Raw genomic sequence first — 23,606 nt, 5'->3', positions numbered from 1 at the left:
AATGAAGGTAAAAATTTTAGCCTTTTTAAGTATCTTACCCTTCTTTATGGTATTTATTTTTTTTATAGCAGCACCTTTAGTTTGGATAATGATTAATGCTTTTTATATAGAGGATAAGGGATTTTATTCTTTGGATAATTTTATAAGAATTTTTGAGTCTAAATTTTATTTACAAAGCATTGTTAATTCTTTACAAATTAGTTTTGTTTCTAGTATTTTTGGACTTTTAATAGGATTTTTAGCAAGTTATTCTTTTGTTTGTTTTAACTCCTTGTAAAATATGTAAATTTCTTTTTTCTTTAAATACTATGATAAGTAATTTCTCAGGAGTTCCTTTAGCTTTTGCTTTTATTATTATTCTTGGAAGTAATGGTGTAATTAATGTATTTTTAAAAAATTTAGGCATAGAGCCTTTTATTAGTATTTATGCTAATTTAGGTATTAATCTTGTCTATGTGTGTTTTCAAATTCCTCTAGCAATTTTACTTTTATTACCTGCTTTTAAAAGTCTTGAAAATTCACATTTAAATGCTTGTAAGACGCTAGGAGGAGGTAATTTTTTACTGGGTAAAAATAGCTTTACCTTTACTTTTTCCTGCTTTATTAGGTGTTTTTTTAATTTTGTTTGCTAATGCTTTTGGGGCTTATGCTACTATTTATGCTTTAAGCTCTGGGAATTTTAATATTGTTCCTATAAGAATTGCTGCTTTAATTGCAGGAGATATTAATCTTGATCCTTATAAAGCTAGTGCTTTAAGTATTATCATAATTATTATTATGATAATACTTACTTTTATAGTTAATTTTCTTTCTAAAAAATATAATTTTAAAGGTGTTTTAGATGAATGAAAATTTAAGTTTAAAAGTTAGAATTTATCATTATACTGTTTTATTTTTAGTGTTTTTATTTTTAATTTTACCCTTGCTTGCTACTTTTATATATTCTATTTCTAGCTCTTGGGGAGTGAGTGTTTTTCCTGATGGTTTTACACTTAAATGGTATTTGCAGCTTTTTAATGATGAGAGGTTTTTGGTTGCTTTTTATCATTCTTTGTTTGTTTGTGTATCTAGTATTGTATTTTCTATTTTTCTTATCTTTCCTTTGGTTTTTGTGGTAAATTATTATTTTTTAAAGTTAAAATTTTTTGTAAATATACTTATTATTATGCCTTTTGCTATACCCCCTATAGTTACTTGTATAGGACTTTTACAAATTTATGCTAATAGCATAGGAGGTACAGTTTGGATACTTATTTTTACTTATTTTACTATAATTTTACCTTTTATTTATAGGGTTTTAGATAATGCTATATCAAGTATAAAATTAAATGAACTTATTGCATCAAATGCTGTGCTTGGAGGTTCTTTAGTGGGTGCAATTTTTAAACTTATTTTACCTAATCTAAGAAATGGAATTTTAATAGTAGTATTTTTAAGTTTTTCTCTTTTAATAGGTGAATTTTTATATGCAAATATTCTTGTTGGGAGCACTTATGAAACTTTGCAAGTTTATCTTTATAGTATTAAAAATCAAAGTGGACATTATTCTAGTGTTTTGGTGATTGTGTATTTTATCTTGATTTTTATAGCAACTTTCATAGTTTGTTTGATTAAGGAGTGAAAATGGCTTATTTAGAGATTAAAAATTTTAAAAAAACTTATGAAGACAAGGTTGTTTTTCAAAATATTAGTTTTAATGCTAAAAAGGATGAATTTATAACTCTTTTGGGTCCTAGTGGTTGTGGAAAATCAACACTTTTAAGATGTATAGCAAGTCTTAGTCGTATTAATGAAGGTAAAATTTTAATTAATGATAAAGATATTACTAAATTAAGTCCGCAAAAAAGAAATATAGGTATGGTTTTTCAAAATTATGCCCTTTTTCCTAATCTTAATGTTTTTGAAAACATAGCCTTTGGTTTAAAAATTAAAAAAATGGACAAAAAAGATATAGAAAAAAGAGTAAAAAAGATGCTAAAATTAGTTGAGCTTGAAGAATACATAAAAACTTATCCACATAAGCTTTCAGGCGGTCAAATGCAAAGAGTAGCTTTATCAAGATCTTTAATAATTAAGCCCAATTTTACTTTTATTAGATGAGCCTTTATCGGCGCTTGATGCTAAAATTCGGAAACATTTAAGGATGCAAATTAAGGAAATTCAAAAAGAATTGAATTTAACTACTATTTTTGTTACCCATGATCAAGAAGAAGCATTGGAGTTATCTGATAGGATTATTTTAATGAACAAAGGTAAAATCATGCAAAATTCAAGTGCAAATAATCTTTATCTTTTACCAGAATGTCATTTTGTTGCAAGTTTTATAGGAAGTTATAATATTTTAAGTCCTAAAGAATTGGATAATTTGGGTTTACAACATAATTTCAAAAAAGATATGGCCTTGCGTCCTGAAACTATAGAAATTTCTAATAAGGGTTTAAAAGCTAAAATTAAGCAAAAATTACTCCTTGGCAATGTCATACGCTATTTGGTTAAACTTCAAGAAATTGAACTTAAGGTGGATACATTAAATTTTAGTATCTATAGCACTTTTGAAGTGGGCGATAAAATTGCTTTAAGATTTAATCTTTCTTTGGCAAAAGAGTTGAAATGAAGCTTATTTTGTTTGATTTAGATGATACTTTAATACAAGGTGATAGTGCTAAGCTTTGGCTTGAATTTTGTGTAGAGAAAGGTTTTTTATCCAAAGGATATTTAGAAAAAATTGATTTTTATCAAAAACAATATCATGAAAAAAAGCTTAATATGGATGAATTTATGCTTTTTTTCTTGAAAGTATAAAAGGATGAGATGAGGGAAAAATTTCTCTTTTGATAGATGAATTTATTAATAAATATATTAAACCTTATAAAAAAGCCAAAGATCTTATAATAAAATATCAAAATCAACGATGTATTATAATTTCTGCTACAGCCGAATTTTTAGTGAAAAAAATTGCTTCTTATTTAGGAGTAAGGGAAAGTATAGCTATAAAATGTGAACTTGTTGATAAAAAATTTAGTGGAAAAACAGAAGGTATATATAGTTTTAAAGAGGGTAAAGTCTTAAGACTTAAAGAGTATTTAGGAAAAGATTATGAAAAATGGATGAAAGAATCCTATTTTTTTAGTGATTCTATTAATGATTTACCATTATTGGAATGTGTTACCAAAGCTTTTGCATGTAATGGTGATCAAAAACTTTTAAAAGTCGCAAAAGAAAGAAAATATAAAATTTTAAATTTTTGAATAAAGTATAAAATTTATACTTTATTCTAGGTCATATTTTTGAATTAATATATCATAAAAACCATTAGCTTTAATTTCATCTATGCCTTTATTAAATTTTTCTAATATTTCTTTTTGTTTATCTTTATCAAAAGCAAAACTTAAGCCTTCTGCGTTATCCATTTCTTTGTAAAAATCTATTAGTTCTGGATTTTCTTTTAAAAAGCCTTTGGCAGTATCTTGATCTGCAATAATAGCATCGATTTTATTATTTTTTAGTGCTAAAACAGCTATATTTAGATCTTTATTGCTTTGAACTTGTGCATTTTTGATAGCTTTTGCTGTATTTTCTTGCACACTTCCTAATTGAACTCCTATTTTTTTACCTTCCAAGTCAGTTTTTGTTTGAAGAGTTTCATTACTTTTAAGTTTGATATAAAGATTTTTACTCATATAATAGGGTTTAGTAAAATCTACACTTTGTTTTCTTTCATCTGTAGCACTCATGGCTGAAGCAATCATATCGATTTTTCCTGCTTTTAAAGCAGGGATTAATCCATCAAAATTAGTTTCAATCCAAACAATTTCAATACTATTATTTTTAGCAATTTTTTCAACTAAATCAGTATCAAAACCTGTAAGTTTAGAATCTTGCTTATAATTAAAAGGTTTGTAATTAGGAGCAGTTCCAACTTTAAGCTTTATATTTGAATTTGATTTTGAGTTTTCAATATCACTACAAGCATTTAAAAATAAAGTTATTAAATTTAATAAAACAATATTTAGTATTTTTTTCATTATTTTTCCTATAAATATAGTATTTTTATAAAAATATACTATATTTATACTGATATTTAGTTGAATTTAAACTCCAAATCCACACTCAAAGAACTCATACAAAAAGGTCTTTATGTGGTAGTAAGTTCAAGAGTATTATGCACTCATGTTGTACTCAATCAAACAGATTCTCAATCAGGTTTTATTAGTGCTAAAGATTTAAGTCCGCAAAAGGCTAGAGTATTATTAATGCTAGCTCTTACAAAAACCAATGATGCTAAAATTATTCAAGAATATTTTTTAAAATATTAATTTAAAAATATATTGAAAATATTTGGATTAAAAAAATTTTTGTATGCATTTAATTGATTTAATCCAAATATTAGTTTAAAAATCTTTGATTTTAAATCTTTATTTTATCTTTGATTTTAAATCTTATAAACAAACTTTATCTTAAAAAAACCAAGTATAGTAAGTTAATAAAATATATACTTACTATACATTAAAATTATACTAAGTAAATTACAATTACAATTACTAAATTATTAAATTACTAAATTTAAGTTTTTAAATATTCAATCAATGATTTAATATATACTTTTAAAAAATTATTGTTTTAATGATTAAAATAAGTGTTTTAAAAATTATTATTTTTTATAAAAAATACATTATAAGATTAAAAAAATATATTCTTATGAAATCTAAATATAGTGTTTTTATATTTTTAAGATTTAAAATATTGCATTGATTATTATTTTAACATTATCATTCAAATAATTTTAAAAGAAAAGTTTAAATTAAAAAAATAAGATTTATAAAAAAACTTTAAAAGATAAAGCCTAATTTATAAAATCTAGCTGATTGAATTTAATTTAAAAAAAAGAATATGATTTAAAATAATATTTTTAATCATTTTAGTTTTAATAAGTCTTTATTTTCTTTAATTCCTCTTTAAGCTTAATTAGTTATAATTTCATTTCCTTTTTTAAAAAAAGGACTTAAAATCTTTTAAATTATAAAGTTTCACCAAGCTAGATTTTATAAATTAGGCTTTATCTTTTAAAGTTTTTTTATAAATCTTATTTTTTTAATTTAAACTTTTCTTTTAAAAATGATTTTTTGTTTTTGTTCTTGTTCTTTATAATTTAATATTGTTATTTCAATTCTTATGAGTCAATCTTTAAAATCTAAATAAGTGATCGATTGAGCCAAAAAAGATTTAGGCATAAGCAATTATGTAAAATCTATCAATCTAATATTAAGAATAAAAATAAAATTTTATTCTTTAAATATACTTTTTCTTTGAAGAAAAAGATTAAACTATCTATAATTATTATGGAGAGTTTGATCCTGGCTCAGAGTGAACGCTGGCGGCGTGCCTAATACATGCAAGTTGAACGATGAAACTTCTAGCTTGCTAGAAGTGGATTAGTGGCGCACGGGTGAGTAAGGTATAGTTAATCTGCCCTACACAAGAGGACAACAGTTGGAAACGACTGCTAATACTCTATACTCCTACTTAACACAAGTTAAGTAGGGAAAGTTTTTTCGGTGTAGGATGAGACTATATAGTATCAGTTAGTTGGTGAGGTAATGGCTCACCAAGACTATGACGCTTAACTGGTCTGAGAGGATGATCAGTCACACTGGAACTGAGACACGGTCCAGACTCCTACGGGAGGCAGCAGTAGGGAATATTGCGCAATGGGGGAAACCCTGACGCAGCAACGCCGCGTGGAGGATGACACTTTTCGGAGCGTAAACTCCTTTTCTTAGGGAAGAATTTTGACGGTACCTAAGGAATAAGCACCGGCTAACTCCGTGCCAGCAGCCGCGGTAATACGGAGGGTGCAAGCGTTACTCGGAATCACTGGGCGTAAAGGGCGCGTAGGCGGATTATCAAGTCTCTTGTGAAATCTAATGGCTTAACCATTAAACTGCTTGGGAAACTGATAATCTAGAGTAAGGTAGAGGCAGATGGAATTGGTGGTGTAGGGGTAAAATCCGTAGATATCACCAAGAATACCCATTGCGAAGGCGATCTGCTAGAACTTAACTGACGCTAAGGCGCGAAAGCGTGGGGAGCAAACAGGATTAGATACCCTGGTAGTCCACGCCCTAAACGATGTACACTAGTTGTTGGGGTGCTAGTCATCTCAGTAATGCAGCTAACGCATTAAGTGTACCGCCTGGGGAGTACGGTCGCAAGATTAAAACTCAAAGGAATAGACGGGGACCCGCACAAGCGGTGGAGCATGTGGTTTAATTCGAAGATACGCGAAGAACCTTACCTGGGCTTGATATCCTAAGAACCTTATAGAGATATGAGGGTGCTAGCTTGCTAGAACTTAGAGACAGGTGCTGCACGGCTGTCGTCAGCTCGTGTCGTGAGATGTTGGGTTAAGTCCCGCAACGAGCGCAACCCACGTATTTAGTTGCTAACAGTTTGGCTGAGCACTCTAAATAGACTGCCTTCGTAAGGAGGAGGAAGGTGTGGACGACGTCAAGTCATCATGGCCCTTATGCCCAGGGCGACACACGTGCTACAATGGCATATACAATAAGACGCAATACCGCAAGGTGGAGCAAATCTATAAAATATGTCTTAGTTCGGATTGTTCTCTGCAACTCGAGAGCATGAAGCCGGAATCGCTAGTAATCGTAGATCAGCCATGCTACGGTGAATACGTTCCCGGGTCTTGTACTCACCGCCCGTCACACCATGGGAGTTGATTTCACTCGAAGCCGGAATACTAAAATAGTTACCGTCCACAGTGGAATCAGCGACTGGGGTGAAGTCGTAACAAGGTAACCGTAGGAGAACCTGCGGTTGGATCACCTCCTTTCTAGAGTACAAAGTAACTAGTCTCACAACAGTTGCTTCAATATAAACTCAATCATCCTTGTTTAGATTTTAAAGATTGATAAAACAATTAAGAGCAGATGAGTATATCATCTTCCTAATGGGGAATTAGCTCAGCTGGGAGAGCGCCTGCTTTGCACGCAGGAGGTCAGCGGTTCGATCCCGCTATTCTCCACCATACAAAGGGCCTATAGCTCAGCTGGTTAGAGTGCACCCCTGATAAGGGTGAGGTCACAAGTTCAAGTCTTGTTAGGCCCACCATAAATGTCAATCTTAGGCATAAAACTTAAAGCAAGTATATTTATTGCTTATAAAGATAAGTCAAATTCATATATAAGTTTATTTAAAACTTATTGTTTAATTTTGTAATGTATATTTTCTTTAGGTTTTACCTAAATGCAATACTTATAAATTAGAAATTTCTAAACAATAATCTTAAATTTTAATTTTTGAAAATCTTTTAATATTAATTCATTAAAATATTTATAATAATAATTTGTATTGATATGGGTTTAATACTAAATAATATTTATATTTCCAAATAAATTAAATTATAAATTCAATATAAAATTGTAAGATGTAAAATATATAGATAATGTATTAAAATAAAACATAAGATTTATTAAAACCATTCACAAGTTAAAAAGTTATTATGATTTAAATCTTTAAATCTTTAAATCTTTAAATCTTACATGATAGAGAATAAATGAAAAGATTTTTGGTTTGATCAACTGTGGGTAGGATCAGTTGATCTTTGAGAGATATTTTTTAAGTGTATAGTTTTTCTAAACTTTCTTTTGCGATTTGAGTGATTTTATCCCATTGTTTTTCTAAAATTAATTCTTTTGGACTTAACCAAGATCCACCTACGCAAAGGACGTTATTTAAATTTAAATAATCTTTCATGTTGTTGATATTAATACCTCCAGTAGGACAAAATTTAACATTATGAAAAGGTGAGGCAAAAGATTTTAACATATTTATTCCTCCACAAGCTTGTGCTGGAAAAAATTTTAAATTTGTATAACCGCATTCAAGAGCTAGCATTATTTCACTTGCCGTTGCTACGCCTGGAATTAAAATTATATCTATATCTTTAATCTCTTGTGCAAAGATAGAATTAAAACCTGGACTTATGGCAAATTTTGCACCAGCATTTTTAACTTCTTCTAGCATTTTAGAATTTAAAACAGTGCCTGCACCTACAATCATTTGCGGAACTTCATGAGATATGAGTTTGATTGCTTGTATTGCATCTTTTGTTCGTAGAGTAATTTCTAGAATTCTAATTCCTCCTTTTAATAAAGCTTTAGCTAATTCAACACTCGTATTTAAATCATAAATAGTAATTACTGGAATAATCTTGTTTATTTGTAAAATTTGTTGTGCTTGCATTTTTTTCCTTAATTAAAATATCCACCAAAGCTCATTGCACCTGTTTCAGCACTAGAACTTTGTGATCTAAAGCCTGCGAAAAGTTCTCTACCGCAACCAAAAATTTCTTGATTTTTAAATTCATTTATTTTTCTATTTTTCCATTCTTTTTCATCGAGTAAAACTTCAAGAATACCATTTTTTGCATCAAATAAAATCATATCCCCGTTTTTTATTTTTGCTATATTTCCTCCAAGTAATGCTTCTGGACTCATATGTATGGCTGCTGGTATTTTGCCTGAGGCTCCTGACATTCTACCATCTGTAATAAGAGCTACTTTAAAACCTTGATCTTGTAAACTTCCTAAGAGCGGAGTAAGTTTATGTAATTCTGGCATACCGTTAGCTCTAGGTCCTTGATAAGGTATAATGGCAATAAAATCTTTTTGAAGTTCTTTGTTTTCAAAACTTTTGATAAATTCTTGTTGAGAATTAAAGACTAAAGCTGGAGCTTTTATAATTTGATGTTCTTCTTTTACGGCTGAAATTTTTATTACTGCTCTACCTATGTTTCCTTTTAAAATTTTAACTCCTCCATCTTTTAAAAAAGGGTTTTTTATGCTTCTTAATATATTTTCATTTTTACTTTTTTCAACCCCATTTTTATAAACAATTTTATTATCAATGAAAAATGGATTTTGAGTATAGCTTTGCATGCCCTTACCCATAACAGTATCTACATCATCATGTAATAAACCTTCTTTTAAAAGCTCATGAATGATAAAAGCTATGCCTCCAGCTGCTTCAAATTGGTTAATATCTGCTTTACCATTAGGATAAACTCTTGCTAAAAGAGGAATAATATTAGAAATAGCATTAAAATCATCCCAATTTATAATAATACCTGCTGTTCTAGCAACAGCTATTAAATGAATGGTGTGATTGGTTGATCCACCTGTTGCCATAAGTCCTATCATAGCGTTGACAATATTTTTTTCACTTAATAATTCTCCTATGCTTTTGATTTGATTTTTGACCATATGTAAAGCTGCCTGTTTTACTAAAGCTTCTCTTAAAGTGGTATTTGGATTAATAAAAGCTGAGTTGGCTAAATGTAGTCCCATAAATTCGATCATCATTTGATTTGAATTAGCTGTACCATAAAAAGTGCAAGTACCAACATCATGATAAGATTTCATTTCACTTTGAAGTAATGCGTCACGAGAAATTTTACCCTCGGCGAAAAGTTGTCTAGTTTTAGATTTTTCATCATTAGATATCCCGCTAGTCATAGGTCCTGAAGGTATAAAAATACTAGGTAAATGCCCAAAGCTTAAAGCTCCTATTAAAAGACCAGGAACAATTTTATCACAAACTCCAAGATAAAAAGCTCCATCAAAAACATTATGAGAAAGAGCTATAGCTACACTCATAGCAATAACATCACGCGAAAATAAACTCAATTCCATGCCTTCATAACCTTGGGTGATTCCATCGCACATAGCTGGAGTACCGCCTGCAAACTGAGCAAAAGCATTATGTTTAAAAATTTCTTTTTTAATAATATCGGGATAATTTTTAAAGGGTTGATGTGCTGAAAGCATATCATTGTAAGCTGAAATGATGGCATAATTTAGTCCTTCATTTTCTTTAATTTTTTCTTTAATATGTTTTGGAATACTTGCATAAGTATGAGCTAAATTGGCACAAGCTAAATTTTTTCTTTGAATTTTACCTTTATATGTTTGAATACGCTCTAAATAATTTTCTCTTGTTTTTTTGCTACGATCTATAATGTTTTGTGTGATTTGTTTTAGTTTTATTTGTGCCATTATTTAATTCCTTGAAAATTTTTTTAGATTAAAATTTCTTAATCATTGTAATAATTATGCTATATTCTAAATAAAAATTCTAAATAATAGCTTTAATGTTAAGCTTTTATTTGGTGATGAAATTTTTAATATTTATGATATGTACAAGGAAAAATGATGCAAAATTTTAGATTTGTTTTATTTGGAGCTACTGGGGATTTGGCCATGAGAAAAATTTTTCCATCATTATATCAAGCTTTTTTAGATGATTTATTGCCTTCTATGGGAAGAATTATTGCTACAAGTAGGAGTAGTTTTAATACAGAACAATTTATAGGGGAACTAAATAATCGTTCTAAAATACATATTAAAAATTATAATGATAAAAAATGGGAAGAATTTACACATATTATAACCTATTTAAGTATTAATTTAAACAATATGGAAGATTTTTATTATTTGCAAAAAGAGCTTGGCCATACAAATCAAAATATTGTAATTTATTTTTCTGTTTCACCTGAATTTTTTATGAAAGCTTGCAAGAATTTAACATTAGTTCATCTTAATCAAGCTAATGTAAAAATTATTTTAGAAAAACCTTTAGGTATGGATTTGCAATCTTGTCAAGCTATTAACAATGAAATTGCTAAATACTATAATGAAAATCAAATTTATAGGATTGATCATTATCTTGGAAAAGAAAGCATACAAAATCTTTTGTTTTTAAGATCTTATAATCCTATATTTACATCTTTGTGGAATAAAGAACATATTGATTATATAGAAATTAGTGTTTTTGAAACTTTGGGGGTTGAAAGTAGAGGAGAATTTTATGATAATACAGGGGCTTTAAGAGACATGGTTCAAAATCATATTTTACAAATCCTCTCTTTAGTCGCTATGAAAATTCCACAAAATTTTGATGCACAATCTATAAGAGAAGCCAAATTAAATCTTTTAAAAAACTTAAAACCTTTAAGTGATGAAGATATGAAAAATAATGTAATTAGAGCTCAATATATTAAATCAGGTGAATTTAAAGCATATTTGGCTGAAGATAATGTAAAAAATAATAGTCAAACTGAAACTTTTGTGGCTATTAAAGCTGAACTTTTAGAAGAAAATTGGGAAGGGGTTCCTTTTTATATAAGAACAGGTAAAAGAATGGCAGATTCTTTTGCACAAATTGTTATTTATTTTAAAAATAAAGAACTTTTAAATTTACACCCTAATAAACTTATCATACGTTTACAACCAGATAATGAGATTTCTTTAAATTTAAAAGTTAAAAAAATTGGCAAAACTATGGAATATGAAGAAAAAAATCTTATTTTAAATCTTAATAATTCTTCTATTATGCAGCCTTATGAAAGATTAATTTTAGATGCAATAGAAGGAAATCAAACATCTTTTAATCACAAAGAAGAACTTGAGGCAGCTTGGATTTGGATTGATCCTATTTTAGAAAATTGGAAGGCAAATAAAACCCCTTTATATTTTTATCTTGCAGGTAGTTGGGGTCCTAAAGAAGTTTTTGATTTTATTAAACAAGATGGTCATGAATGGCATAATTATTAATTAAACTTTGTTTGTATATTAGTGTTTATTTTTAATGTTTTATATAAAATAAATGTGAAAATTTGAAACAATAATCTTGGTATTTTATTTAAATATAAATAAAACAAATAAAGTTATTAAACAAAGCTTTGCTAAGCTTTAATTATATATTTTAATCAAGGTGTATTAATGGCATTTAAATTATATAATTTTGATAATGCATTAGAATCCAATATTGCATTAGTTAAAGCTATTGTTTCATCACTTGAAAAATATCTATCTTTTAAAGATAGGGTTAATCTTGCTTTTTCTGGAGGAAAATCTCCTATTGATTTTTTAGAGTTATTAAGTAAAGAAGATTGTGCCTGGCATAGATGTAATGTTTCTTTAGTGGATGAAAGAATTGTTGATTTAAATGATGAAAATAGTAATGCTAGATTAATCACAACACATTTTTTAAAAAATTTAGCTCAAAAATCTTATTTTCAAACTTATTTTGAAAATCCTAATATTGCATTAGATAAACTTGTTTGTAAGGCAAACATTTATTATCAACAACCCGATATTGCTATTTTAGGTATGGGGCTTGATGGACATACAGCTTCACTTTTTTGTGATGCTCAAGAATTCCAACAGGCTTTAAAAACACATCAAAATATTGTTTTAATGAGTCCTAAAAATGCACCTTATAAAAGATTATCTATGTCTTTATCTGCTCTTGAAAAATGTAAAGAATTGTTTTTATCAATAAGCACAGAAGAAAAATTAAAGGTTTTAAATAAAGCTCTTGAGGCAATTGATCCAAAATTGCCTATCTCTTATATACTTCATTCAAAAAAGGTAGTATGCAATGTCTATTTCTCAAAATAAAAAAACTTATCCTAGGCTTTTGGCTGATATTGGAGGGACAAATGCTCGTTTTGCATTGGAAGTTGAAGCAAATATTATTGAAAATATAGAAGTATTAGCTTGTAATGATTATAACACTGTTGTTGATGCTGTTAAAATGTATTTAAGTAAAGTTGGTAATCCTGTAGTTAAGTATGCTGCTTTTGCTATAGCAAATCCTGTAGTGGGAGATTGGGTGCAAATGACAAATCATCATTGGGCTTTTTCTATAGAAACTACAAGACAAGCTTTGCATTTAGAAGTTTTAATTTTGATTAATGATTTTACAGCACAAGCTTATGCAATTTCTAAGATGTCTACTGCAGATCTTATTCAAATAGGTGGTACTTCTTGTGAAATAAATGCTCCTAAGGCTGTTTTAGGTCCTGGTACTGGACTTGGTGTAAGCGGATTAATTCCTTGTTATAATGGAGGTTATATTGCTTTAGCAGGAGAGGGTGGACATACTAGTTTTTCGCCTTTTGATGATACTGAAGTAGCTATTTGGCAGTATGCTAAGAAAAAATATGGGCATGTATCAGCAGAACGTTTTTTAAGCGGTTCAGGGCTCGTTTTAATTTATGAAGCTTTAGCAGATAGAGAAAAGGTAAAAAGTTTAAATATGACACCTGAGCTTATTAGTGAATATGCTTTAAGTGGTAAATCACCTTTGTGTCGTTTGACTTTAGATATTTTTTGCGCAATGCTTGGAACTGTTTCTGCTGATTTAGCTTTAACTTTAGGTGCTAGAGGTGGAGTTTATCTTTGCGGAGGAATAATTCCTCGATTTATTGATTATTTTAAAACTTCTCCTTTTAGAGTACGTTTTGAAAATAAAGGGAGATTTGATGCTTATTTAGCAGCTATTCCTATATATGTTGTTTTAGCTAAATATTCTGGGATTTATGGTGTAGCTGTAGCACTTGAAAATCATTTAAGGGATTATTTTTTAAAAAACCGGAGTTAGTGATGAAAACTTTGACACAACTAAAATCTTATAAAGCATTGCAAAGCCATTTTTTGGATATTAAAGATGTGCATATGCGAACTTTATTTGATGAAGATTTAAATAGAGGGTTAAGATATTTTTTACAACTTGGAGATTTAAAACTTGATTATTCTAAAAATCGCATGAATGATAAAACTTTAAAGCTTTTATTTGATTTAGCACATGAATGCTCATTGAAAGAAAAAATTGATGCTATGTTTGAAGGTAAAAAAATTAATAATACCGAAAATAGGGCGGTTTTACATACAGCTTTAAGAAATAAATCAGGCTATGCGGTTATGATTGATGATATGGATATTATGCCAAATGTAAGAGAAGCTTTATTTAAAATGCAGAATTTTTCTGATTCTTTAAGAATAGGTTCTTGGCTTGGTTATACTAATCAAGTTATTACTGATGTTGTAAATATAGGTATAGGAGGTTCTGATCTTGGGGTTTTAATGGTGTGCAAGGCATTAAAAAATTATGCCCATCCAAGACTTCATATGCATTTTGTTTCTAATGTAGATGGTATACAATTACAAGAAGTTTTAGAAAAAGTTCATCCTGAAACAACTTTATTTATTATAGCTTCTAAAACTTTTTCTACTCAAGAAACTTTAACTAATGCTTTTACAGCCAGAAGATGGTTTTTAGATCACGCTTTAGATGAAAAACATATTGCAAAACATTTTGTAGCAGTTTCAACAAATAAAGAAGCTGTTAAGGAGTTTGGTATAGATCTTAAAAATATGTTTGAATTTTGGAATTGGGTAGGTGGACGTTATAGCCTTTGGTCTGCTATAGGTTTAGCTATTATGATTTATTTGGGTAAGGAAAATTTTTCTTCTTTGCTTGAAGGAGCTTATTTGGTTGATGAGCATTTTCATAATGAACCTTTTGAGAGTAATATGCCTATAATTATGGCTTTAATAGGAGTTTGGTATATTAATTTTTTTGATGCAGGTAGTCATATTATAGCTCCTTATGATTCTGTATTAAGACATTTTCCTAAGTTTATACAGCAACTTGATATGGAAAGCAATGGCAAGCAAATAAGAAAAAATGGTAAAAGGGTGAATTATGATACAGGTCCTATAGTTTGGGGAGATGTGGGTATTAATGCTCAACATGCATTTTTTCAGCTTTTACATCAAGGAACGCATTTAAGTCCTATTGATTTAATTGCATCTTTGAGAAAAAAAGGAAATTTTTCCCAGCATCATGAAATTTTGCTTAGTAATGTTTTTGCTCAGGCTGAAGCTTTTATGTTAGGTAAAACTCTTAAAGAAGTGCAAGAAGAAATGACAAAAAGAGGTTTTAGCGAGGATCAAATTGATAAACTTGCTCCTCATAGAGTTTTTTCAGGTAATAGACCTAGTAATGTTCTTTTGCTTGATGAAATTCATCCAAGAAGTATAGGATCTTTAATAGCTTTATATGAGCATAAAATTTTTGTTCAAGGGGTTATTTGGGATATTAATAGTTTTGATCAATGGGGTGTAGAACTTGGCAAAGACCTTGCTAAAACAATTTTAGCAGAATTTCAAGGTGAGATAATAAAAAAGCATGATAGTTCTACACAGCATTTAATTCAAGTTTATAAAAAATTTAATTCAATTTAAGGAGATAATATGCAAACAAAATCGAATAATTTTGCATTGATAACATTGACTGCTTTATTTTTCGCCATGGGATTTATTACAGTATTAAATGATATTTTAATACCACATCTTAAGGCTATTTTTGAACTTAATTATTTTGAAGCAGCTTTGATACAATTTTGTTTTTTTGGTGCTTATTTTATAACTGGAGGTTTTTTTGGAAAACTTTTAGAGAAAATAGGATATCCAATTGGAGTGGTTTTAGGATTCATTTTAACGGCTATAGGTTGTATTTTATTTTATCCTGCTGCTTCTACAGCTTCTTATCCTATATTTTTAGGAGCTTTATTTGTTTTAGCTAGCGGGGTAGTTCTTTTGCAAACCGCGGGAAATCCTTTTGTTACTTTACTTGCACCAGGAAAAGAAGCTAGAATGTTAACTTTGGTACAAGCATTTAACTCTCTAGGAACAACTTTAGGACCAATTTTTGGTGCTATTTTTATACTTTCAGGAACAGCCCAATATGTAAGCAAGGCTCAAGAAGCTCAATCAGTTCAAATCCCTTATTTGATTATAGCGGGTGTTTTAATACTTTTAGCTATTTTAGTTTATCTTTTAAAACTTCCTGATGTAAGAGAAAGAGCTGAGAAAATTAGTGAAGAAAATCATGATGGAAAAATTACTATATTTGAATATCCTCATCTTGTTTTAGGTGCTGCAGCTATATTTTTTTATGTTGGAGCTGAAGTATCAATTGGTTCATTTTTAATTTTAACCATGAAGCAATTTTCTAATGTAGAAGAATTTTTAGGTGCAAAATATATAGCATTTTATTGGGGTGGTGCTATGATAGGAAGATTTATAGGAAGTGCTATAATGAGTGTTATAACCCCAAATAAATATTTAGCTTTTAATGCCATTGTAAGCATTAGTTTAATTATATTAGCTGTTTTAGTGGGTGGAAAAATTGCAATGGCAGCTTTAATAGCTATAGGATTTTTTAATTCTATTATGTTTCCAACTATTTTTTCTTTAGCTACAAAAAATTTAGGTAAATTTACAAGTCAAGCTTCAGGACTTATTTGTATGGCTATAGTTGGAGGAGCTCTTATACCACCAGTTCAAGGTTTAGTAGCTGATTATTCTAATTTGTTAATTTCTTACATAGTTCCTATGTTGTGTTATTTTTATATTTTATTTTTTGCACTTAAAGGATATAAAAATTAGAGATTTTTTTAGCTCAATATAAAATTTTTATATTGAGCTTATTGTATTTCATCTTCCCTTAAGCTTATTCTTGTATAATTTCAACTTTCACTTCTTAAAAATCAATCAATAAAACTTTTTAAGAATATGTTCTTTAACTTATCATTGTTAAGAGTCACAAGCAAGTTTTAATAAAAACAATTTTACTAAACTTGTTAAAGCATAAAATGCTTTTATCTTTTCTTTAGTTAGTACTATTAAGTATTATTAGCTAAATACTTATATAAATACTTATTGAAATTAAATACTTAAATATTTCTATAATTTATAGCAAATATTTCTATATTTATAGAATATATAATTATATGTATTTAAATTAGGAATTAAAATATTTCTATATTTAAATTAAGATTTATTAAGTTAATGCTAATACTATCAAAGAACTTAAACACTAAAGATAAGTTTCAAATTCACAGCTTATATTCTTTGCTTGATTATAAGTATTTGAATGCTTTCCGTCTTAAGATAAAAAACATTTTATTTAAATTATTTAAAAACTTTAACAAGGAAGTGATGCGTTTTAGAATAAAAAAGCTCAAAATAATATTTATATAATCTTTATATATAATCTAATGCTTATATATAAATATGCTTATATGAATCTATTTAATAGCTTTTATGCAAAAACTTTTTTAGTGAATTTAAAACTAAAAAAGATAAAAAGGTAAGCTACTAAGAGCGAATGGTGGATGCCTTGACTGGTAAAGGCGATGAAGGACGTACTAGACTGCGATAAGCTACGGGGAGTTGTCAAGAAACTTTGATCCGTAGATTTCCGAATGGGGCAACCCAATGTATAGAGATATACATTACCTATATAGGAGCGAACGAGGGGAATTGAAACATCTTAGTACCCTTAGGAAAAGAAATCAATAGAGATTGCGTCAGTAGCGGCGAGCGAAAGCGCAAGAGGGCAAACCCAGTGCTTGCACTGGGGGTTGTAGGACTGCAATGTGCAAGAGGTGAGTTTAGCAAAACATTCTGGAAAGTATAGCCATAGAGGGTGATAGTCCCGTATGCGAAAAACAAACCTTAGCTAGCAGTATCCTGAGTAGGGCGGGACACGAGAAATCCTGTCTGAAGCTGGGTCGACCACGATCCAACCCTAAATACTAATACCAGATCGATAGCGTACAAGTACCGTGAGGGAAAGGTGAAAAGAACTGAGGTGATCAGAGTGAAATAGAACCTAAAACCATTTGCTTACAATCATTCAGAGCACTATGTAGCAATACAGTGTGATGGACTGCCTTTTGCATAATGAGCCTGCGAGTTGTGGTGTCTGGCAAGGTTAAGCAAACGCGAAGCCGTAGCGAAAGCGAGTCTGAATAGGGCGCTTAGTCAGATGCTGCAGACCCGAAACGAAGTGATCTATCCATGAGCAAGTTGAAGCTAGTGTAAGAACTAGTGGAGGACTGAACCCATAGGCGTTGAAAAGCCCCGGGATGACTTGTGGATAGGGGTGAAAGGCCAATCAAACTTCGTGATAGCTGGTTCTCTCCGAAATATATTTAGGTATAGCGTTGTGTCGTAGTATAAGGGGGTAGAGCACTGAATGGGCTAGGGCATACACCAATGTACCAAACCCTATCAAACTCCAAATACCTTATATGTAATCACAGCAGTCAGGCGGCGAGTGATAAAATCCGTCGTCAAGAGGGAAACAACCCAGACTACCAGCTAAGGTCCCCAAATCTTACTTAAGTGGAAAACGATGTGAACTTACTTAAACAACCAGGAGGTTGGCTTAGAAGCAGCCATCCTTTAAAGAAAGCGTAATAGCTCACTGGTCTAGTGATTTCGCGCGGAAAATATAACGGGGCTAAAGTAAGTACCGAAGCTGTAGACTTGCACACAACTTAGATTATTTAAGTTTAAAATATAAAACAAGGTAAGTTATATTTTTACTGATTTTTATAGAATTAAAAACAGAAATAAAATTTAAGTCATAATATACTTAAAGCTAAGTAGTTTAAGTTGTGTGCAAGTGGTAGGAGAGCGTTCTATTTGCGTTGAAGGTATACCGGTAAGGAGTGCTCGAGCGAATAGAAGTGAGCATGCAGGCATGAGTAGCGATAATTAATGTGAGAATCATTAACGCCGTAAACCCAAGGTTTCCTACGCGATGCTCGTCATCGTAGGGTTAGTCGGGTCCTAAGTCGAGTCCGAAAGGGGTAGACGATGGCAAATTGGTTAATATTCCAATACCAACATTAGTGTGCGATGGAAGGACGCTTAGGGCTAAGGGGGCTAGCGGATGGAAGTGCTAGTCTAAGGATGTAGGAGCTTATACAGGCAAATCCGTATAAGAATACTCTGAGATCTTAAAGGCTTTTTGAAGTCTTCGGATGGATAGAAGAACCCCTGATGCCGTCGAGCCAAGAAAAGTTTCTAAGTTTAGCTAATGTTGCCCGTACCGTAAACCGACACAGGTGGGTGGGATGAGTATTCTAAGGCGCGTGGAAGAACTCTCTTTAAGGAACTCTGCAAAATAGCACCGTATCTTCGGTATAAGGTGTGGTTCGCTTCGTATTAGGATTTACTCCAAAAGCGAAGAAACTTACAACAAAGAGTCCCTCCCGACTGTTTACCAAAAACACAGCACTCTGCTAACTCGTAAGAGGATGTATAGGGTGTGACGCCTGCCCGGTGCTCGAAGGTTAATTGATGGGGTTAGCATTAGCAAAGCTCTTGATCGAAGCCCGAGTAAACGGCGGCCGTAACTATAACGGTCCTAAGGTAGCGAAATTCCTTGTCGGTTAAATACCGACCTGCATGAATGGCGTAACGAGATGGGAGCTGTCTCAAAGAGGGATCCAGTGAAATTGTAGTGGAGGTGAAAATTCCTCCTATCCGCGGCAAGACGGAAAGACCCCGTGGACCTTTACTACAGCTTGACACTGCTATTTGGATAAGAATGTGCAGGATAGGTGGGAGGCTTTGAGTATATGACGCTAGTTATATAGGAGCCATTGTTGAGATACCACTCTTTCTTATTTGGGTAGCTAACCAGCTTGAGTTATCCTCAAGTGGGACAATGTCTGGTGGGTAGTTTGACTGGGGCGGTCGCCTCCCAAATAATAACGGAGGCTTACAAAGGTTGGCTCAGAACGGTTGGAAATCGTTCGTAGAGTATAAAGGTATAAGCCAGCTTAACTGCAAGACATACAAGTCAAGCAGAGACGAAAGTCGGTCTTAGTGATCCGGTGGTTCTGTGTGGAAGGGCCATCGCTCAAAGGATAAAAGGTACCCCGGGGATAACAGGCTGATCTCCCCCAAGAGCTCACATCGACGGGGAGGTTTGGCACCTCGATGTCGGCTCATCGCATCCTGGGGCTGGAGCAGGTCCCAAGGGTATGGCTGTTCGCCATTTAAAGCGGTACGCGAGCTGGGTTCAGAACGTCGTGAGACAGTTCGGTCCCTATCTGCCGTGGGCGTAAGAAGATTGAAGAGATTTGACCCTAGTACGAGAGGACCGGGTTGAACAAACCACTGGTGTAGCTGTTGTTCTGCCAAGAGCATCGCAGCGTAGCTAAGTTTGGAAAGGATAAACGCTGAAAGCATCTAAGCGTGAAGCTCACTCTAAGATGAATCTTCTCTAAGCTCTCTAGAAGACTACTAGTTTGATAGGCTGGATGTGTAATGGATGAAAGTCCTTTAGCTGACCAGTACTAATAGAGCGTTTGGCTTATCTTTATAAAGCATCACTTCCTTGTTAAGGTTTTTAATAAAGCTTTAAATATTTTTATATGAAATCTTTTAGAAAAATTATATTTTTAAGCTTAATAGAAATCTTACAAGTAAAGTTTATATTAGAACTTGCTCTTAACATTGTTTTTTAAATATTCTAAAATAAAAACTTATTAAAGATAATAATAAATTTAAAAAATAAAAAAGAAGAAAAGAAATAAAAAAGAATAAAAACTAAAAAATAAAAGCTTTATTCTAAACTAGATTTTTCAAAGAATATTTAAATAACAATGTCCGTGATTATACAGATGTGGAAACGCCTTGCTCCATCCCGAACCAAGAAGCTAAGCACATCGTGGGTGATGATACTACGCCTTACTGGCAGGGGGAAAGTAACTCATTGCGGACTTGTTAGACTGCTTTATTATTCTTAGTTTTTCTTTCTTTTATTTCAATCTTTTAAATTATTATTGTGTAGAGGCTTATGGTTTATTTTATAGTATTTATACTTGTATAATATATTATTTATATTTTTAATATTTATGCTTATAGTATTTTTTATTTTTAAATTGAAAAATTAATTTATTTATTAAATAAGTTTTATGTATTGATAGAATTAAATGGTAATGATGAGAATATGAGTTGAATGGTTTTTAGCTTTAAGATTTTTTAATTTATATATTCTAACTTATTGGTTTTTTAATTTATTATAATTTTTAGTATCACTAAAATAGAATTCTTATATATTATTATTGTGTTGTTACTTGTTTATATATTCTTAGCACTTATAATTTATCATGCTTTGGTTTTAATATTTTAGTAAGCATGTTTAAAAGTTTATAGTGTTTTTAAATTTAAATTATTAAATGAGGATTTATAAAGTGTCTTGATAAAATATGAAAATTTATAATTTAAATTTTAAAGTATTTTTACTTGAAGCAAGGAGTAATAGTTTGATTATTAAGGCTTATGATTCTTGTGAAATAGTAGAGTTTAATAAAGAAATGATTGAAGGTTGAAGATAGGTAAAAGAATTATAGAAAAAAAGAAATGCATTGAGTTTAATTTCATCTTTTAAATCATTGGTTAAGGTTTTTAGTATTAATATTACTAAAAGATAGAATTCTTTTGAATTATTTCTTATTGCTTTTATAATAGAGTTAGAATACTTCTTTATTTTTAAAATTATTTTAGTTTTTGTATTTTATGATCAAAATAGTATTAATAATTTATATAAGTTAATAGATAAAAAAGTATTATTATAAATTATATATTTATTATAAAAGTAGAATAAAATTTATCACTTAAATTTTAAACAATGTTTAAGCTTTATTTTTAAAATTTCAATCTTTTATATAGTATATATTTATAAAAGAATGATCTTATAATATTTTGATTAATGGCTTTATTTTTAAATAATTAAAAGATTTCATTCATATAAGCTTTAATATGTTTTTAATAAAATAATATAATAATTTGTATTTTATATTTTTTAATCTTTTAGAAAAAGGCTTAAAGTATTTTAGGCTTAATGATGTTTATTTGGTATTATTTAAAAACAAAAATTATATAAAGTTTATAATGATATTTTTAATGTTTAAAGGTATATTTATTAAGTAAAATAATAATTGCAATATTAAGTTTACTTAATTAAAAAGATAATCTTTATATTTTTTATAAAAAATTTTTATATTATTTTTTAGAATTAAAATTAATAATAAATTTTTAAATATAAAGATTTATTAAAATAAAACGCTTAAATTGTTAATTTATAGTTATTGATAAAATAAAAGTATATATGATTTTATATCCACAAAGGAATTATAAGAAAAGATATTTAAAAATAATAATTTTTTAAATTAACAGATTTAAAGTCTATTCAATAAAAATATTAAAAAAATAATTATGATTTAATTTAAAGTTTTAGATTTAAAGATGAGGATTAATTAGAATATATGATGAAATAAAAATTAAGATTATGATTATATTTTCTTATGATTGATAATGAGCTATTATTAAAAAGATGTTGAATGAAGGGTTTTATAAAGATTTGTGCGAGTGAAAAATATGAAAATAAAAGATGAAATGGTATAAAAAAACAAACTTTAGTCTTATAGACTAAATAAAATTAAGTTATTTTTTTATATTTATACTTGACAAAATAACACTCAAAGTTGTATAATACCTTTAGCAATCTAAAAATAGAGTGCTAAAATTTCAAGGAAATAGTGATGAAAAGCCAAAATAAAAAGGATTTGATTTTAGATTCTATCATTCAAACTTATCTTTTGGATAATGCTCCTATTGGATCTAATGAACTTAATTTAAATCTTTGTATTCCTGCATCAACTATACGTGTTTATCTTAAAAGACTTAGTGATGAAGGCTTAATCACTCAACTTCATATAAGTAGTGGTAGAATTCCTACTATTTTAACAATGCAAAATTATTGGCAGAGTTTTTGGGAGGGTGAACAAAATAAAGATATTTATATAAAAAATGAAGATTGTTTAAAAGAACTTAGTAAAGAATTCGAAATTTATTGTCTTGTTTATGGAGGTAGAAGTTTAGTGCTTACAGAAGTACTTGAACTTAATACTAAATTTATAATACTCGATTTTAAAGAAGAAGAACTTGTTTTAAAATATGAGAAAGAAGCTTGGAATTTTTTGCAAAGTCTTGTAGGACTTGATCTTTTTAGTATAGAAAATATAGCTTTGAAAGTTCATTTTATAGAGCTTATAGAAAAAATAGCTAATTTAAGACAAGGTTTGATTTATTATAGAACTAATGAAGAAAGAGCTTATCAAATTTATCAAAATGATGAATTTGTTAAGCTCTTAGATTGTAGAGTTCATCATTGTTTTAAGGATAGTCTTGAATTTGAACCTTTATTTAAGGAGGGCTTTATGGGACTTAAGATGGATGCGGAATTTTTGGGCGAAGATGTAAATATTATCTTAGCAGGTAGTGTTTATACTGATTATAAAAAGATATTACAGTATTTAAAGGAGGCAGCATGAGCGATCAAAAGCAAGAAATTGAAAGTGAAAATATGGATAATTGCGAAAATTTTCAAGATGAAAATTTACAAAATATTGAAGATAGTGATCAAGATAAATTACAAAAAGAATTGGATGAATTAAAAGATAAATATATACGTGCAAACGCCGAGTTTGAAAATATTAAAAAAAGAATGGAGAAGGAAAAACTAAGTGCTATGGCATATGCAAACGAAAGTTTTGCTAAAGATTTATTAGATGTTTTAGATGCCTTAGAAGCAGCAATAAATGTCCAATGTGATGATGAAATCAGTTTAAAAATTAAAGAAGGAGTGCAAAATACTTTAGATTTATTTCTTAAAAAACTTGAAAAACATGGGGTAGGTATTATTAATGAGGAAAAAGATTTTGATCCTAATTTGCATGAGGCTATGTTTCATGTAGATAGTAAAGATCATCAAAGTGGCGAAGTAGTTCAAGTACTTCAAAAAGGTTATAAAATAGCCGATCGTGTGATTCGTCCAACAAAAGTTAGTGTAGCAAAATAAATTTTTAATAA

Annotated in this window: 12 protein-coding genes, 2 tRNA genes, 3 rRNA genes and 4 pseudogenes; 18 read left to right on the top strand and 3 right to left on the bottom strand. The window is 29.7% G+C overall.

What is annotated here, in order from left to right; all coding sequences use genetic code 11:
* Window position 1 precedes the first annotated feature (1 nt).
* The 4 genes and pseudogenes from A2J15_RS03040 to A2J15_RS03025 all read left to right on the top strand — a co-directional run bounded on the left by A2J15_RS03040 (window position 2) and on the right by A2J15_RS03025 (window position 3,248).
* A pseudogene (locus tag A2J15_RS03040) lies at window positions 2-849 on the top strand (ABC transporter permease).
* Window positions 842-1,621 (top strand): ABC transporter permease, encoded by a 780-nt coding sequence (locus tag A2J15_RS03035; RefSeq protein ID WP_066776845.1) that lies wholly within the window; start codon window positions 842-844, stop codon window positions 1,619-1,621. The pseudogene A2J15_RS03040 and the gene A2J15_RS03035 overlap by 8 nt, the downstream one beginning before the upstream one ends.
* Before the next feature lie 2 nt (window positions 1,622-1,623).
* Window positions 1,624-2,614, top strand: a pseudogene (locus A2J15_RS03030) (ABC transporter ATP-binding protein).
* Window positions 2,611-3,248, top strand: a pseudogene (locus A2J15_RS03025) (HAD family hydrolase). Before A2J15_RS03030 ends, A2J15_RS03025 begins: the two co-directional pseudogenes overlap by 4 nt.
* A 21-nt stretch (window positions 3,249-3,269) precedes the next feature.
* Here the strand turns inward: A2J15_RS03025 and A2J15_RS03020 are convergent.
* Entirely contained in the window at window positions 3,270-4,025 is a 756-nt protein-coding gene (locus A2J15_RS03020; RefSeq protein WP_066776846.1) for a transporter substrate-binding domain-containing protein, read from the bottom strand.
* 69 nt (window positions 4,026-4,094) lie between these two features.
* Here A2J15_RS03020 and A2J15_RS03015 point away from each other — a divergent pair.
* From A2J15_RS03015 to A2J15_RS03000, 4 genes and pseudogenes are all read left to right on the top strand, one after another.
* Window positions 4,095-4,316: pseudogene (locus A2J15_RS03015) on the top strand (L-asparaginase); the annotation flags it as partial.
* 1,020 nt (window positions 4,317-5,336) lie between these two features.
* A 16S ribosomal RNA gene (locus A2J15_RS03010) occupies window positions 5,337-6,850 on the top strand.
* Between the two features lie 119 nt (window positions 6,851-6,969).
* Window positions 6,970-7,045, top strand: a tRNA-Ala gene (locus A2J15_RS03005).
* A gap of 6 nt (window positions 7,046-7,051) precedes the next feature.
* A tRNA-Ile gene (locus A2J15_RS03000) sits at window positions 7,052-7,128 on the top strand.
* 507 nt (window positions 7,129-7,635) lie between these two features.
* On the opposite strand, the gene A2J15_RS02995 is transcribed toward A2J15_RS03000, so the two are convergent.
* Entirely contained in the window at window positions 7,636-8,262 is a 627-nt protein-coding gene (locus tag A2J15_RS02995) for a bifunctional 4-hydroxy-2-oxoglutarate aldolase/2-dehydro-3-deoxy-phosphogluconate aldolase (protein WP_066778075.1), read from the bottom strand.
* An 8-nt stretch (window positions 8,263-8,270) separates the two neighbouring features.
* Window positions 8,271-10,073 (bottom strand): phosphogluconate dehydratase, encoded by a 1,803-nt coding sequence (gene edd, locus A2J15_RS02990; RefSeq protein ID WP_066778078.1) that lies wholly within the window; start codon window positions 10,071-10,073, stop codon window positions 8,271-8,273.
* Between the two features lie 156 nt (window positions 10,074-10,229).
* On the opposite strand from edd, the gene zwf reads away from it, so the two are divergent.
* The 10 genes from zwf (at window position 10,230) to grpE (ending at window position 23,595) form a co-directional block, all read left to right on the top strand.
* The gene (zwf, locus tag A2J15_RS02985) at window positions 10,230-11,630 is read left to right on the top strand and encodes a glucose-6-phosphate dehydrogenase (RefSeq protein WP_066778081.1); all 1,401 of its coding nucleotides are present in this window, start codon (window positions 10,230-10,232) and stop codon (window positions 11,628-11,630) included.
* Window positions 11,631-11,798: 168 nt separating this feature from the next.
* Window positions 11,799-12,479, top strand: coding sequence for a 6-phosphogluconolactonase (gene pgl / locus A2J15_RS02980; RefSeq protein WP_066778084.1), 681 nt, complete (start codon window positions 11,799-11,801; stop codon window positions 12,477-12,479).
* Complete coding sequence (locus tag A2J15_RS02975) at window positions 12,460-13,464, top strand: glucokinase (RefSeq protein WP_066778087.1); 1,005 nt, start codon at window positions 12,460-12,462, stop codon at window positions 13,462-13,464. Before pgl ends, A2J15_RS02975 begins: the two co-directional genes overlap by 20 nt.
* A gap of 2 nt (window positions 13,465-13,466) precedes the next feature.
* Window positions 13,467-15,110, top strand: a complete 1,644-nt coding sequence (gene pgi / locus A2J15_RS02970) for a glucose-6-phosphate isomerase (RefSeq protein WP_066778092.1) — start codon at window positions 13,467-13,469, stop codon at window positions 15,108-15,110.
* Between the two features lie 9 nt (window positions 15,111-15,119).
* Window positions 15,120-16,316 (top strand): sugar MFS transporter, encoded by a 1,197-nt coding sequence (locus tag A2J15_RS02965; RefSeq protein ID WP_066778095.1) that lies wholly within the window; start codon window positions 15,120-15,122, stop codon window positions 16,314-16,316.
* Window positions 16,317-17,017: 701 nt separating this feature from the next.
* Window positions 17,018-20,051 (top strand): 23S ribosomal RNA (locus A2J15_RS02960).
* A 286-nt stretch (window positions 20,052-20,337) separates the two neighbouring features.
* Window positions 20,338-20,454, top strand: a 5S ribosomal RNA gene (rrf, locus tag A2J15_RS02955).
* 487 nt (window positions 20,455-20,941) lie between these two features.
* A complete protein-coding gene (locus A2J15_RS07865; RefSeq protein WP_260338681.1) occupies window positions 20,942-21,064 on the top strand; it encodes a hypothetical protein in 123 nt (40 codons plus the stop codon).
* A 1,209-nt stretch (window positions 21,065-22,273) separates the two neighbouring features.
* A complete protein-coding gene (locus A2J15_RS02950) occupies window positions 22,274-23,068 on the top strand; it encodes an HrcA family transcriptional regulator (protein ID WP_116980480.1) in 795 nt (264 codons plus the stop codon).
* On the top strand, window positions 23,065-23,595 hold the full coding sequence (gene grpE / locus A2J15_RS02945) for a nucleotide exchange factor GrpE (protein WP_066778139.1): 531 nt from the start codon (window positions 23,065-23,067) through the stop codon (window positions 23,593-23,595). The genes A2J15_RS02950 and grpE overlap by 4 nt, the downstream gene beginning before the upstream one ends.
* Window positions 23,596-23,606: the final 11 nt, after the last annotated feature.

Source organism: Campylobacter hepaticus (assembly GCF_001687475.2).
Lineage (GTDB): Bacteria > Campylobacterota > Campylobacteria > Campylobacterales > Campylobacteraceae > Campylobacter_D > Campylobacter_D hepaticus.
The sequence above is the reverse complement of the archived record's forward strand: the minus strand, read 5'-3'. Positions and strand labels throughout refer to the sequence as shown.